This is a genomic window from Pseudomonas californiensis (assembly GCF_021147775.1).
Classification (GTDB): domain Bacteria; phylum Pseudomonadota; class Gammaproteobacteria; order Pseudomonadales; family Pseudomonadaceae; genus Aquipseudomonas; species Aquipseudomonas californiensis.
In genome coordinates this window covers 22,882-35,624 of the sequence record NZ_JAGTPK010000036.1, presented here as the reverse complement: position 1 = coordinate 35,624, position 12,743 = coordinate 22,882, and the positions used below count along the sequence as shown (strand labels likewise).

The following is a 12,743-nucleotide window of genomic DNA, read 5'->3' as shown; positions in this document are numbered from 1 at the left end:
GGTGGCGCAGGCCGTCGGTCACAACCATGAGTCATGCGCCTGTGACCGGATGTCACGGGCCATTCAATCCATGCTGGACGGAGGTTTATAACAATGGCTTATAACTGGGACCTTATCGAACACATCCTTCATGAAGTGCAGAACAGCGGTGGCCAAACCGCTGTGTCTGACGAGTACGCGACTGCCAAAGCCGCTGAAGGTGAGTCAGTGGGCAGCTCGCAGCAACTGGAAGCCGATGCGACACAGCTCAGAGATCTACTGCTTGATCGTGGCTTCATCAAACCGAGGCCAGCAGCAGAGGACGGCAACCGTTCCGCCTGTTTGCTGACCGCTCGGGGCTCGAGCCTGTTGGCACTCATCGACAGCAGCATTCCTGGCAATGACCATCCGCGCCAGGTACTGGATGAACAGCAGGATGCGTTGGACCCAGCGACGTTCGACGAAGTGGCATCCAAGGCTCAGGTGGCCTGAACCGTCCGGCAAAGTCTCACGTTTGGTTGACGCATAATTTGGTTGACGCATAAAAAGGGCTGTCTGACAGCCCCTTTCAGCACGCGCCATTCATGCGGAGTGTTACAACGCTTTAGGCGCCGATTTCAGGCAGTTGAGGTCGGTAAAGTCTTTGCGCATGTCAGCAACTCGGCTCAACAGGCGTGTGCGTTGCTCAGGCGTGCTCTGTGCCGTTACGTCGACGATCAGTGAGATGGCGGCCTTTTCAGTCTGGTCGTAGGCTTTGCGGTATTCCGGCGTCCAGAACGTCTCCCGATCCTGCAGCAATGCGGCGATGCGTTGCGGGAAGTCAGGCGACTGACGCTGTTGCACGGTGCTCAGAAACAGATTCTGCCAACGCGTGCGGTTTTCTATCCACGCCTTGTTTTGCTCGCCCAATGACGCAGACCAGCTTTGGATACGGTCTTTCTGCGGCTGGGTCAGCTTGCCAATCCACGGCGTCAGGCGCTTTTCCATTCGGTCCGCGCGCTCAGCGACCTGGCGCTCCAATGGCTGATCAAGGTATTTGTTTTCACGCTTGCGCTGGTCCTTGGCAAACGAGGCCTGCATCTCCTGGACCTGCTTGTCGTCAAAGCGCTTGAGCAGTTCTACAGCCGACGGCGTTATTTCTCTGGAGATGTTCGAGATCGCGTCCTTGGCTTCGTGTGTTCGCGCTTCAAGCGCTTCGTAGGTCACCTGGTCGTTCTGCACCATGTCCTGAAGCTTGTCCAGCCAGGTCAGGTACTCGGGCAACTGGGTGCTGCAATGCCAGTCCAGGTGTTGCTTGAGCCTGACATCCAGCCAGCTCTTCTGCTCGGAGTTCATGTCCAGATAGTCGCTGAGCGTCCATGGAATGATCACGTCCAGATTACGATACGCCAGCCCTACCTGACTGCACCCTGCAAGCAGTGACACAGTCATCAACATCGTTACGACGGCTTTGAACAGAGACTGCATGACCACTCCTCGGGTACTGACCTGCAGTAGAGGAGTGTAACGTCTGGCAGTTCAACCGGGTTGCGGTGTTAAAAGAATGAACGCACGGCCTTGAGCGTGAAGGTGCCTTCGCAGCGCGGATTGTGGCCGCTATACACGCTGCAATCGCCACCACTGAGGCTTGATCCGCTGTACATCAGGTTCATGTCGATCCCCAGCCACGGACGCGAAAGGTTAAGCGACCAGTCGTTGAAACCGTTGATTATGCCGCCATCGGTTGAGGTCTGTGGCGTATCGAACTGGTGGTTGGCGTACTGCATGCGCACCCCGACGCCCAGTTGCTCAATGGCGCCCAGGTCAACGAAAACCGTACTGTCGCGAGTACCAACATCGTTGCTGAACGCAGCACCCACGCGGCTGTTGAGCATGCGCAGCCCGGCGTAGAACTCGTGACTGTCGATCTGGCTGGTGTCCGGGTAGCTGTAGCGGATCATGCCCAGTTCGTAACCCAGCGAGTTATCGAACGGCTTCTTGAAGCCCATGTAGGAGTCCAGCTCCATGCCGCTGTCGGATGCGAACCCCATGTCGGGTGCCCACTGGCCGACGTAGAAGCCGCTGTCATGGGTCAGATCAAGCCCGCCATGAAAAGAGCCCGAGCCGCCGGTTGGCGTCACAAGACCCTGAGCCATGCTGCGCATGGGTGTAGTGGCCAGTTTGAGGTCGAAGTCGCCCAGATCCCGTTCCATCACCTGCGCAGAAACAGACTGGCAGACGAAGAGGGCGCTGAGGGTCAGCGTATGTAAGCGATGGCTGAGCATGGCTCACTCCTTGGTGTGTCGAGGAGTGTGGTCAGGAATGGCGTATCGAAAAGTGGCTCAGGAGCCCGACACAAGCCGCGTGCTAGAGCCTCGCAAGGATACCGATGAAATCAGGCGATGACAGACCGTTCGTCGATCCGTTGCGCATCAATTGGCGGCTGTGGTCTGCGCAGACGGGATAATCAGCCCGCGAATGACCACCAGCGCCTGTTCGAACGACGGGTAGCCGCTCTTGGCAACGTCCAGTTCAGCGTACTGTGCCTGGTAGCGTTCGGACAGTTTCGGGTCGCTCATACTCAACTGTTGGGAGAGCAGGGCGATAGCCAGCGGGTGCTTGTGTTTGGCGGCGGTCTGCAACAGATCAATGATCTGCTTCTGGTCGGCTTGCTGGCGAATCAGCAGAACGGCCTGGTAAAACTCCGCTTCGCCTGAGACATCGTCCAGCGCTGCCCGACGCAACATGGCTTCGGCCAGTTCGTAGTTCTCGCGGTTGTCTTCGCTGATCAGCAATTTGGCCTGGAGCATATCGTTTTGATACAGCAGATGACCTGCCCGGCAAGGACTGTCGGACAGTTGGCTGTCATTGGGGCCGTTTTCGCAGTGCTGCGAAGCGCATCCACCCAGATAAACAAGTGCGCCGAAAAGCATCCAGTTCTTCATTCGAGCATTCCACAAATGAGACAGCTGCACGAGCGTGATCCGGCTCGTGGTCATCGTGATCCAGGTTTATCGTGATACAGGGAAGAGAGTAGCAGCGTGACCGGAAGAATATCCAGCGCGGGATAGTCAATCTAGCGCCTTGAGCATCAAGGCGCATAGAGATCGACGGGCAAGGCGGGGAGTTACTTCTTGCCGAGGTTGATCTGCTTGGACGGTGCGAAAGTCTGGCCACTCACGCCTTTGGCGATTTGTTGAATTTCGCCGCCGGACTTCAGGAAAGCTGCAATCTGCGCGTTGATCGAGTCGCTCGTTTCAACGGCTGGGGCTGGTTTGGCTTTCGAGTGGGATGCTTTGATACGCATGGCTGCCATTTACCTTCAATAAACGTAATACGGCCAGCCATCGTACAGGAAATGCTGGCCTCTTGCTTGGTCAAAATGGCCGCGATGCGCGGCGTACGGCCGTGATCGGCACTGACGCACGCTCTCTTGAGAGCGCTAAGCGGCTGTTTTACATGAAAAGTTCGCTGGGCGACCGGTGATGCAGAGTGCGTTTTCAATATTTGGTTCAGTCGGGCAACTGACGAGTGGCCTTCGCCTGCTGAGCCTTTTCGGCGACATGCAGATCAAATGCAGCCCATCAGCTGTTGCGCCACATCGGCGCTGCCGAGTGTGACGCGAACGCTGTCGCAAAGTCGGGTAGAATGCCGCCCACGCAAAGAGGGTATCTGCACATGGCTTTAATCGGGCGCTACAACAGCTTGCAAGTCGTCAAGCACACAAATTTCGGTCTTTATCTGGACGGCGCGCAGGATGGTGAAATCCTGCTGCCCAATCGTTACATCCCCAAGGATGTGCCCAGCGAAGATGAAGACTGGCTCAACGTTTTCGTCTATCTCGACAGCGAAGACAAGTTGCTCGCGACCACCGAGAAGCCCAAGGTTCAGGTGGGCGAGTTCGCCAGCCTGAAGGTGGTCGAAGTCAACAGTATCGGTGTTTTCCTGGACTGGGGTCTGCCCAAGGATCTGTTGCTGCCGTACTCGGAAGAGAAGCGCACGCTGCAGGCTGGCGACTATTGCGTGGTGCATGTCTATCTCGACAAGCACACCCGCCGCATCACCGCCACGGCACGTCTGGATCGTTATCTGGACAAGACCCCGGCGAACTACAGCGTCGGTCAGGAAGTGGATCTGCTGGTAGCCGAAGCGACCGATATGGGTTTCAAGGCCATCATCAACAACAAGCACTGGGGCCTGATTCACAAGAACGAAGTATTCAAGTTCATGCGGGCGGGCAAGCAGGAGAAGGGTTTCATCAAGGAAATCCGTGCAGACGGCAATATCAGCCTGAGCCTGCAACCGGTGGGCGCAGAAGCGGCCAGCAGCCTGAACACCAAGATTCTCGCCAGGCTGCGTGAGAACAACGGCACGTTGCCGGTCAGCGACAAAAGTGATCCGCAGGTGATCAGCGGCCTGTTTGGTGTCAGCAAGGGCAATTTCAAGAAAGCCATTGGCGCGTTGTACAAGCAAGGTCAGATTGTTATTCACGCTGACCGGATCGAACTGGTCTGATCAACAGACCCGGCTGTGCGGTACATCGCTGCGGTGCTTTGACTGCACTGCAGCTGTCGCTCAGTAAAGTGTATTGAGCTTGTCGATTTCCAGCTTCAACCGATCAAAAGACAGGGTGCCGTTGAACACCCTGGCCTGATCCAGCGTTTCGTCGCTGCGGCGCACCAGCGCAACCGGCACTGCCCTGAGCCCGAGCTTCTGGGCCAGTGTCTGATCAGCCAGCACATTCTTCTCGTAGTGACTGTCCGTCAACGCCAGTTCCATGGCCTTGCGGTCCAGGCCCGTGGTGTTGGCGAGGTCCAGCAGAGTGGGCATTTCACCGATATCCAGACCATGTTCGAAGTAAGCCTTGAAGGCTTCCTTGTTGAAAGCGTCAAAGCCTCCGACTGTTCGTGCAAAGGCCGCGGCCTCCAGAACCTTGCGGCTGCGCGGTTGCACGGTCGGCATCTTCATGACCACCTGACGTCGGTCTGCCATCGGCAGCACTGAACGAGACCAGGTGGCACGCAGGTACTCGGCATTGGGGTCAAGCATGGCAAGCGGATCGGGGCGCAGTTCAAAGGCGTGCCAGTTGAGCTCGACCTGTTCGCCATAAGCGTTCTGAAGCTGTTCCAGTACCGATAACTGCAAATAACAGAAGGGGCAGACGTAATCGCTCCAGACATCGATTTTCAACGGTCCAACAGTGTTCATTTGCTAAAACTCCATAACGCTAGTTAACACTGACTCCCGCAGCTCGTTAAAAGTCCTGCCGTTCGGAGGATCAATTTCCGTGATTGGTCGGTCCTACCCTTGTGCGCGGGTTTTCTGCGCTTGCCATCTCCTCAAGGACGCCCCATGAAAAAAATCCTCACGGCTTACCTCGGCACGCTGTTGGCGTTCCTGATTCTCGATGGACTATGGCTCGGCGTGCTGATGGGGCCTACCTACCGGGAGTGGCTCGGGCCGCTGATGCTGGCAACCCCGGTCATCGGGCCTGCCGTCGCGTTTTACCTGCTGTATGGCGCTGGTGTGGTGATATTTGGTGTGTTGCCTGCGGTAAAAGAGCAACGTGTGGGGCGTGCGACCGTGTACAGCGGTCTGCTGGGGCTGGTTGCCTATGGCACCTATGACCTGACCAACTGGGCTACATTGCAGGGCTGGCCTGCACAGCTGGCATTGGTGGATCTGGCGTGGGGCACTGTGGTGTCGGCGCTGGCTGGCACGGCGGGGTATCTGGCGGTACGACGCTTTGCGTGACAAGCCATGAATGTCGCGTTGTAGCGACATCCATGGCTGAGCCGTTGGTCAGTCCTGCAAGAAACTCGCGAAGCTGAGGTTGCTGCCTTTGGGACGCATGTCCTTCAGGTACGAATCCTTGTCTGCGCTCAGTTCCAGGCTGACGGTGGGTTTGCGTTTTTCAGCATTGCGCACTTCCAGGCCTTCCATGTGATCACGCATGAACACAGTGGTCACCTTCAAATGCAGCAACTGGTCGGTCTGCGGCGTGTGCAGCAGCAGGTGCAGCCACTCGTACTGGCCAACTTGCAGGCGTGGTACCGGCAGGTCGAACCACCAGATGTTGCGTTTGGGGTCCAGCACGGCGAAATAGGTGTTGTTCACGCCGAGCACGGCACCGCCCAAGTCCTGGTTTCTACGTGCAATGGCCAGCTTTTTATCGAGTTTCATAGCGTTCCTGTGGATCGGTTCTGTTCAGTCTGTCGGCTGGGCCGTGCAGCTGTGGTGCGTATTCTCGCACAAAGTCTGGCTTGAACTCGCCGTCAACGCGCGAAATACGAGCATCATCAAGCGGCAGACGAACGGAATATGGGCAACCAAAAATAGTTGAAACTCTTGGTGATGGACGTCGGTCAATCTTTATGTCGAGTACGACGTCCGATTCCAGTGTGGTCTTCAGACCCAGGAGATTTCCATGAGTAGCACAGGCGATAAAGTCAAAGGCATGGCCAACGAAGCAGTTGGTAACATCAAGCAGGCTGTTGGCAAGGCTACCGATAACACCAAGCTGAGAGCAGAAGGCAAGGCTCAGGAAATCAAGGGTGAAGGCCAACAGGCCAAAGGCGACGCCAAAGACGCTATCAAGAAAGGCGTCGACAAGGCCTGAGCCAACCTTCCCTCGGTTCCCGGGATCGAGGGAAAGAGTCGCAGATAACGGTCATCCTCGGATGGCCGTTATGCATTCTGCTCTGCTGGACTGAAACCTTTTACCCCCCGTCAAGTCAATGTGACATCGGTCATTGCGCACTTACTGCTTGAAAAACAGATAAATACCGCGTCTACCGGTCTTGAGGATGTAAGGTGTTCCAGTTAGGGAGCGAGAGGAAGCGCCATGATTTTCCCCCATTTGCGTCAATTGTCAGTCGGTAAAGTGCTGGTGCGCACGGTCAACGAGTTTCTCGATGACGAGATGTCTACCTATGCCTCGGCACTGGCTTATCAGATGCTGTTCTCCCTGTTCCCCTTCCTGCTGTTTCTGATTGCGCTGATCGGCTTTTTGCATCTGCCGGACTTTTTCTCGTGGCTGCGTTTGCAGTCCGAACTGGTGTTGCCGCCTCAGGCGCTTGAGCAGGTCAATCCGGTGATTGATCAACTGCAGCAGTCCAAGGGTGGCTTGCTGTCGATTGGTATCGTGATCGCGCTCTGGACCGCATCGGCCGGCGTACGCCTGATGATGAGCGCCATGAACGCCGCGTATGACGTGGTGGAAGGTCGCCCGATCTGGAAGCGTTTCCCGCTGTCGATTTTCTACACTGTGGGCATCGCCGGCATGCTGCTCGCCGCTGCGGCGTTCATGGTGCTGGGCCCTCAAGTCATGAACTGGATTGCCGCACAAATCGGCATGGAAGAGTTCATCGTGACTTTGTGGACCATCCTGCGCTGGCCTGCAATCATTCTGTTGCTGATGGTCGCGGTGGCTTTGATCTACTACGTGATGCCCGATGTGAAGCAAGAGTTTCGCTTCATCACCCCAGGCTCGGTGCTGGCTGTGGTGGTGTGGATCATCGCGTCATTGGCGTTCGGTTTCTACGTCAAAACCTTCGCCGACTACAACGCCATGTATGGCAGCATCGGGGCGATTATCGTGCTCTTGCTGTACTTTTACATTTCCGCAGCGGTGCTGCTGCTGGGCGCTGAGATGAATGCGGTCATCGAACACATGTCTGCCGAAGGCAAAGAAGCCGGAGAGAAAGAGGCCGGTGACGGCGCCAGCGAAGCCAATGGCAAGCAGCATGTATCGGGCCTGGGTCGCGATCATTCTGTGCCACTGATGAAGGCCGACGAAACCTGATCGCCACCTGTGGCAACATGACGATTTACGCAAAGGACGGGCAGCCATGATTCACAAGATCCTGAAAATGGGTGATGAGCGTTTATTGCGAATCGCACCGCCTGTACCCCCAGAGATGGTCGGCAGCAGCGAGCTCAAGACGCTCATCGCCGACATGTTCGAAACCATGGAGAGCGTCGGTGGTGTCGGCCTGGCTGCGCCGCAGATCGGCGTTGACCTGCAACTGGTGATTTTCGGCTTCGAGCGCAACGAGCGCTATCCGCAGGCAGAAGCCGTTCCGCAGACGATTCTGATCAATCCGGTGATCACGCCACTTTACCCGGCAGTTGAAGAGGGCTGGGAAGGTTGTCTGTCGGTGCCTGGCCTGCGCGGCATGGTCACGCGCTACCAGACCATTCGCTACGAAGGCCTGGACCCGGACGGTCAGCCGATCGACCGTGTTGCCACGGGCTTCCATGCCCGAGTCGTGCAGCATGAGTGCGATCACCTGATTGGACGGTTGTACCCGTCGCGTATCACCGATTTCAGCAAATTCGGCTTCATGGACGTGATGTTTCCTGACATGGACCCTAACGCCGACGAATGATCAACTGTTGGAGCCGCCACTCCGGCACTCTCGACACAACGCAATCAACGTCTTGCTGCGGCTGTAGCGCATGAACCGCTCGCCCAGCGACTGTGGCAGCCGCTGTGCCGGCTCAAATCCCATGGGCTGGTAAAACCCGAGCAGGTCGGGGTGGCAGAACAGCCAGACGGGGCCTGTCAGTGGCTGCACGGCGGTATCGACCAGGCGGCGCGCCAGTCCTTGCCCTCGTAACTGCGGAGCCACGAACAGCCCGGTCAGCCAGTGCCCTTCAGCGACAGGCGCAAGGTTCAGCGCAGCGATGATGTCCGTGTCTTTGGCAACCCATGCCTGGCCCTTGCTCGCCGCGCGCATCGATGACAAGTGCTCACGGTAGAACTTGCCCAGCAGCGGGCGACACTTATCGGGCAACACAAGGAACTGGATTTCGGACATCACGGCAAGGCTCGGCGGTCTACAACAGAGAGCAGCATCATACAGAGCCCCTTGCGCTGGCGGCAGAGAGCGCTATCGTCGCTACAACTAATCGTGCAGCGCTGATGTCGATACATTTCAGATAATGAATCCTCCTACGGACCCGAGGTGAGCATGAGAACCCTGACAAAACTCCTGAGTTGTTCGCTTCTGGCGCTGGGGCTGCTTGGGCAGCCTGTGCACGCGGCCGACAAAGGTGCACCGATTCACTTTGGCGACCTCACGTGGGAAAGCGGCAGCCTGATCACCGAGGTGCTGCGCACGCTGGTTGAAAAGGGCTACGGCTACAAGACCGATACCTTGCCCGGCAGCACCGTGAGCCTTGAAACCGCTCTGGCCAAAAACGATATTCAGGTGATCGCCGAAGAGTGGACAGGTCGCAGCCCCGTGTGGGTCAAGGCTGAAGCCGAAGGCAAGGTGTTCGGACTGGGCGACATTGTCAAAGGCGCTACCGAAGGCTGGTGGGTGCCGGAATACGTGATCAAAGGGGACGCGGCCAAAGGCATCAAGCCCTTGGCGCCTGACCTGAAAACCGTTGCCGATCTGGCGCGCTACAAGGACGTGTTCAAAGACCCGGAGTCACCGGACAAAGGGCGCTTTCTCAACAGCCCGAGTGGCTGGACCTCTGAAATCGTCAATACTCAAAAGCTCAAGGCCTACGGCCTTAACGACAGTTTCGTTAACTTCCGCACCGGCTCTGGCGCTGCACTGGATGCGGAAATCGCTTCGTCAATCCGTCGTGGCAAACCCGTCCTGTTCTACTACTGGTCGCCGACCCCACTGCTGGGCCGCTACAAGTTGATCAAACTGGAAGAGCCGCCGTTCGACGCCGAGGCCTGGAAAACCCTGACCGACGCCAGTAATCCGAACCCGCGTGGGACCTCGTCTCTGGCGGCCAACCTGTCTATCGGCGTATCAGCTGAGTTCAGCAAGCAGTACCCGGAGTTGGTTGCGTTCTTCAAGAAAGTCGATCTGCCGATTGATCTGCTGAACCAGACCCTCGCTGACATGAGCGAAAAGCGCCAGGACCCGAAAGTGGTTGCTCAGGCTTTTCTCAAACAGCACCCGGACGTCTGGAAAGCCTGGCTGCCCGCCGATGTCGCCAGCAAGGTGAGCGGCAGTCTGTGATCCGTTCATGAGCACGTTACGCACTGAAAGGCTGTTGCTGCGTGAGTTCCAGACCACTGACGTCGCGGCGTTGGCGGTCATTCTCGGAGACCCCCAAGTGATGCGTTTTTCGGTGCGTGGCGTGCTCAGCGAGCAGGCCACGGGCCAGTTCGTGGAGAACTGCATCGAGCATTACGCGTGCAATGGCTTTGGCGTAATGGCCGTGGTCGATGCATCATCCGGGCAGCTCACAGGGTTTTGCGGGCTGCATGTAGAGCCAGTCGATGGCGTTCCGGAGATCGAAGTCGGCTACCGTCTGGCGCCTGAATTCTGGGGCCGTGGCCTTGCCAGCGAAGCCGTGAATGCGACGCTGCATCATGGGTTCGAACTGCTGCACCTGGCGTCGATCATTGCCATCGTTCAGCCCGAGAATCGCGCTTCGGTCAATGTGCTGCACAAGGTCGGTTTTGAAGGGTATGTCCACAGTCAATACCACCGTTTGGGTGTGCGAATCTACCGGATGACACCTGAGCAGCTGCGGGCCAGACATTGCTGACAGCGGCATGGCAGGGCTGTAAACGACCTCACGGGTGGCAAAGCCTTTTTTTGCTGTTAAGTTTCGGGAAGTCGTTAAATATTTCGCTTCAGGTGCCTTTGCTCTCGCTGCTTTCTCAGGTGCTTCGCGCTTCAAAAAGGCACTCGCTTCATGCTGGGGAAGAGTCAATGATTGATACCAGGCAGGGAACACACCGCGTGCTCAGAACCGGCCTGACACTGCTGGCCTGCCTGCTGTTTGACAGCTCAAGGCAGGTGCATGCAGAGCCAGTCGATGACGTGGCACTGGCGTTTGTTCAGGAGCGGCATCTTGGCAATGGTCTGGCGTGGCTCGGCTATCAGGTCGCCTCGCGCACGGCCACCTTTACCCGTATCGTCGAGACCATTGGCAAGACCGAGGCGCAAACACTGGTGCAAGGCGAGTTGCAGCGTCTGCAGCCAGACTACCAGGCTGAATGGGATCGTAATCTGGCAGCGGCTTATGCTCACTCGTTTAGCTCCGATGAGTTACGGTCGCTCAATCAGGGCGACAGTTCCCCCTCACAAGCCAACCGATTGAAAGCTGGCAACACTCAGGTCGGCGCCGAGATGAAGGCCACTTCATCCGCGCTGCTGGAGCGGTTTGTCAGCAGGGCGCTGAGCAATGCGCAACAGTCGCTCAATAACTGACATTCATTTAATGACGAGGAACACCATGGACCCGTTCATGCAGGCGGCAATCGACGAGGCGCAAAAGGGGCTGGAGGAAGGCGGCATTCCCATCGGCTCGGTGATCGTCCACGACAATCAGATTATCGGCCGTGGCCATAACCGCCGCGTTCAGGAAGGCAGCGCCATCAAACACGGCGAAATGGATGCGCTGGAAAACGCTGGTCGTCAGCCCGCCAGCGTGTATCGCGAGGCAGTGCTCTACACCACGCTTTCCCCTTGCGCGATGTGCAGCGGCGCGATCCTTCTGTATGGCATCCGTAAAGTCATCGTCGGCGAAAACCAGACGTTCATGGGCGAAGAGGCATTGCTGCGCTCACGTGGCGTCGACGTCGAGGTGCTGGGCGACCCGGCTTGCGAACATATGATGCGCAGCTTCATAGCCGACAAACCGACACTCTGGAACGAGGACATCGGCGAGTAGCCAACCCACCTTTTGATGCGCTGTCGGCAGTCAGCTCGCTGACTTGCGTTCGGCCACGCCGAACAGCGCGACAGTGTGCAGTGTCTGGGCATCGCCATTCAACTGAACGGGGGCCGTGCCGCCCGGCATGATGACCTTGACCAGCCCGGCTTTCACCGACCCTGTTTTCCAGGCCGCGCAGGCGACAGCGCTGGCACTGGTGCCCGATGACGCCGTAGGCCCTTCACCCCTTTCGAATACCCGCGCCACGATTTCATCGGGCGCGCTGACCCACGCCCATTGCAGATTGATCCCCGCTGGACAGGGATCGCCTGCGCCCACGTCTTCATTGGAAAAAGCGATGGCTGTCAGCGCCTGATTCAGGTCTGGTGCGTGCAATTGCGCAAACGAAGGCAGGTGCTGTTCGGTGGACACCAGTGTCACGCAATGCGGATTGCCGATGCGCACAAATACGCTGTGGCCCCATTGTGCGTCAATGTCTGAAAGGCGCTGGACGTCATTCACCTGGCGACCATCGAGTGTCCCGCACGACACGCCCGAACCCTTGGCGCCAACCGCTTGCTGCCCGAACCCTGGTGTACCCAGGTCGAGCCAGAACCCCGCGTCTCCATCAACGTTTGCAGGCTGAACGCTGGTCTGCACCGGCGACAGTGCGTCGCCTTTGTCATGGTGCACATTCAGCATGAAATGCTCCAGGCCATCAACGTGGCCAAGGTCAGTCAGCGCCTGGGCAAAGATTGTCAGGCCGTTGCCGCTGCGCTCTGCCAGTGTGCCGTCGGTATTGATGATCAACAGGTCAAAGGGTGCCGCGTACTGAAATGGCCCGACCAGCAGGCCGTCGGTGCTGTGCGCTTTACTGCCACCCTCTGCGTCGATCCGCCTGCACACATGGCTGATGGCGCTGGCTGCCCAGTTTTTGCGATCAGACATCGCCGCCCGGGCTGTTTCAGGCACCGCGATACCCATGCTTCGCAGCTCATAAGGTGTGGCGACGGCATAGACGTTGCCGCGTGCGTCATAGGTTCGAGTCATGCTGTGTTCACTCTTTTGCAGACCTGCTGGACAGGGGCTCGATCATATATGCGGTTTGTGCCACTAGATCGCCTCCAACGGTGATAATCTCGCTTTTT

Annotated in this window: 18 protein-coding genes; 10 read left to right on the top strand and 8 right to left on the bottom strand. The window is 57.6% G+C overall.

Translation table 11 applies throughout. The annotated features are described in order from the left end of the window. The first annotated feature begins 93 nt into the window (after positions 1 to 93). Positions 94 to 471: a transcriptional regulator gene (locus KDX37_RS24215; RefSeq protein ID WP_231655555.1), complete on the top strand. Its 378-nt coding sequence runs from the start codon at positions 94 to 96 to the stop codon at positions 469 to 471. A 102-nt stretch (positions 472 to 573) separates the two neighbouring features. On the opposite strand, the gene KDX37_RS24210 is transcribed toward KDX37_RS24215, so the two are convergent. The 4 genes from KDX37_RS24210 to KDX37_RS24195 all read right to left on the bottom strand — a co-directional run bounded on the left by KDX37_RS24210 (position 574) and on the right by KDX37_RS24195 (position 3,274). Continuing rightward, positions 574 to 1,446, bottom strand: a complete 873-nt coding sequence (locus KDX37_RS24210; RefSeq protein WP_231655554.1) for a DUF6279 family lipoprotein — start codon at positions 1,444 to 1,446, stop codon at positions 574 to 576. A gap of 68 nt (positions 1,447 to 1,514) precedes the next feature. Then, entirely contained in the window at positions 1,515 to 2,243 is a 729-nt protein-coding gene (locus KDX37_RS24205) for a TorF family putative porin (protein WP_231655553.1), read from the bottom strand. Between the two features lie 147 nt (positions 2,244 to 2,390). Beyond that, on the bottom strand, positions 2,391 to 2,903 hold the full coding sequence (locus KDX37_RS24200; RefSeq protein ID WP_231655551.1) for a hypothetical protein: 513 nt from the start codon (positions 2,901 to 2,903) through the stop codon (positions 2,391 to 2,393). Between the two features lie 182 nt (positions 2,904 to 3,085). Beyond that, a complete protein-coding gene (locus KDX37_RS24195; RefSeq protein WP_002554403.1) occupies positions 3,086 to 3,274 on the bottom strand; it encodes a hypothetical protein in 189 nt (62 codons plus the stop codon). Positions 3,275 to 3,636: 362 nt separating this feature from the next. Between KDX37_RS24195 and KDX37_RS24190 the strand changes: the two genes are divergently transcribed. Continuing rightward, positions 3,637 to 4,473: a CvfB family protein gene (locus KDX37_RS24190; RefSeq protein WP_231655549.1), complete on the top strand. Its 837-nt coding sequence runs from the start codon at positions 3,637 to 3,639 to the stop codon at positions 4,471 to 4,473. 60 nt (positions 4,474 to 4,533) lie between these two features. Here KDX37_RS24190 and KDX37_RS24185 read toward each other — a convergent pair whose 3' ends face one another. Continuing rightward, entirely contained in the window at positions 4,534 to 5,166 is a 633-nt protein-coding gene (locus KDX37_RS24185; protein WP_231655548.1) for a DsbA family oxidoreductase, read from the bottom strand. 144 nt (positions 5,167 to 5,310) lie between these two features. Between KDX37_RS24185 and KDX37_RS24180 the strand changes: the two genes are divergently transcribed. After that, positions 5,311 to 5,712 carry a DUF2177 family protein gene (locus KDX37_RS24180; RefSeq protein ID WP_231655546.1) on the top strand — a complete coding sequence of 134 codons (402 nt, stop codon included), beginning with the start codon at positions 5,311 to 5,313 and terminating at the stop codon, positions 5,710 to 5,712. Between the two features lie 48 nt (positions 5,713 to 5,760). On the opposite strand, the gene KDX37_RS24175 is transcribed toward KDX37_RS24180, so the two are convergent. Further along, positions 5,761 to 6,141: a hypothetical protein gene (locus KDX37_RS24175; RefSeq protein ID WP_231655545.1), complete on the bottom strand. Its 381-nt coding sequence runs from the start codon at positions 6,139 to 6,141 to the stop codon at positions 5,761 to 5,763. Between the two features lie 244 nt (positions 6,142 to 6,385). Between KDX37_RS24175 and KDX37_RS24170 the strand changes: the two genes are divergently transcribed. The 3 genes from KDX37_RS24170 (at position 6,386) to def (ending at position 8,348) form a co-directional block, all read left to right on the top strand. Next, positions 6,386 to 6,577, top strand: a complete 192-nt coding sequence (locus KDX37_RS24170; protein WP_231655543.1) for a CsbD family protein — start codon at positions 6,386 to 6,388, stop codon at positions 6,575 to 6,577. Positions 6,578 to 6,802: 225 nt separating this feature from the next. Beyond that, positions 6,803 to 7,762, top strand: coding sequence for a YihY/virulence factor BrkB family protein (locus KDX37_RS24165; RefSeq protein WP_231655542.1), 960 nt, complete (start codon positions 6,803 to 6,805; stop codon positions 7,760 to 7,762). Between the two features lie 46 nt (positions 7,763 to 7,808). Continuing rightward, positions 7,809 to 8,348, top strand: a complete 540-nt coding sequence (gene def / locus KDX37_RS24160; protein ID WP_231655541.1) for a peptide deformylase — start codon at positions 7,809 to 7,811, stop codon at positions 8,346 to 8,348. On the opposite strand, the gene KDX37_RS24155 is transcribed toward def, so the two are convergent. Further along, the gene (locus KDX37_RS24155) at positions 8,349 to 8,780 is read right to left on the bottom strand and encodes a GNAT family N-acetyltransferase (protein ID WP_231655592.1); all 432 of its coding nucleotides are present in this window, start codon (positions 8,778 to 8,780) and stop codon (positions 8,349 to 8,351) included. Positions 8,781 to 8,933: 153 nt separating this feature from the next. On the opposite strand from KDX37_RS24155, the gene KDX37_RS24150 reads away from it, so the two are divergent. The 4 genes from KDX37_RS24150 (at position 8,934) to KDX37_RS24135 (ending at position 11,613) form a co-directional block, all read left to right on the top strand. Further along, positions 8,934 to 9,947 (top strand): ABC transporter substrate-binding protein, encoded by a 1,014-nt coding sequence (locus KDX37_RS24150; RefSeq protein WP_231655539.1) that lies wholly within the window; start codon positions 8,934 to 8,936, stop codon positions 9,945 to 9,947. Between the two features lie 7 nt (positions 9,948 to 9,954). Continuing rightward, positions 9,955 to 10,482 (top strand): GNAT family N-acetyltransferase, encoded by a 528-nt coding sequence (locus tag KDX37_RS24145; protein WP_231655537.1) that lies wholly within the window; start codon positions 9,955 to 9,957, stop codon positions 10,480 to 10,482. A 167-nt stretch (positions 10,483 to 10,649) separates the two neighbouring features. Continuing rightward, the gene (locus tag KDX37_RS24140) at positions 10,650 to 11,150 is read left to right on the top strand and encodes a hypothetical protein (protein WP_231655536.1); all 501 of its coding nucleotides are present in this window, start codon (positions 10,650 to 10,652) and stop codon (positions 11,148 to 11,150) included. A 25-nt stretch (positions 11,151 to 11,175) separates the two neighbouring features. Beyond that, on the top strand, positions 11,176 to 11,613 hold the full coding sequence (locus KDX37_RS24135) for a nucleoside deaminase (protein ID WP_231655534.1): 438 nt from the start codon (positions 11,176 to 11,178) through the stop codon (positions 11,611 to 11,613). Between the two features lie 30 nt (positions 11,614 to 11,643). Here the strand turns inward: KDX37_RS24135 and KDX37_RS24130 are convergent, their stop codons facing one another. Beyond that, positions 11,644 to 12,645: a diaminopimelate epimerase gene (locus tag KDX37_RS24130; RefSeq protein ID WP_231655533.1), complete on the bottom strand. Its 1,002-nt coding sequence runs from the start codon at positions 12,643 to 12,645 to the stop codon at positions 11,644 to 11,646. Positions 12,646 to 12,743 lie beyond the last annotated feature (98 nt).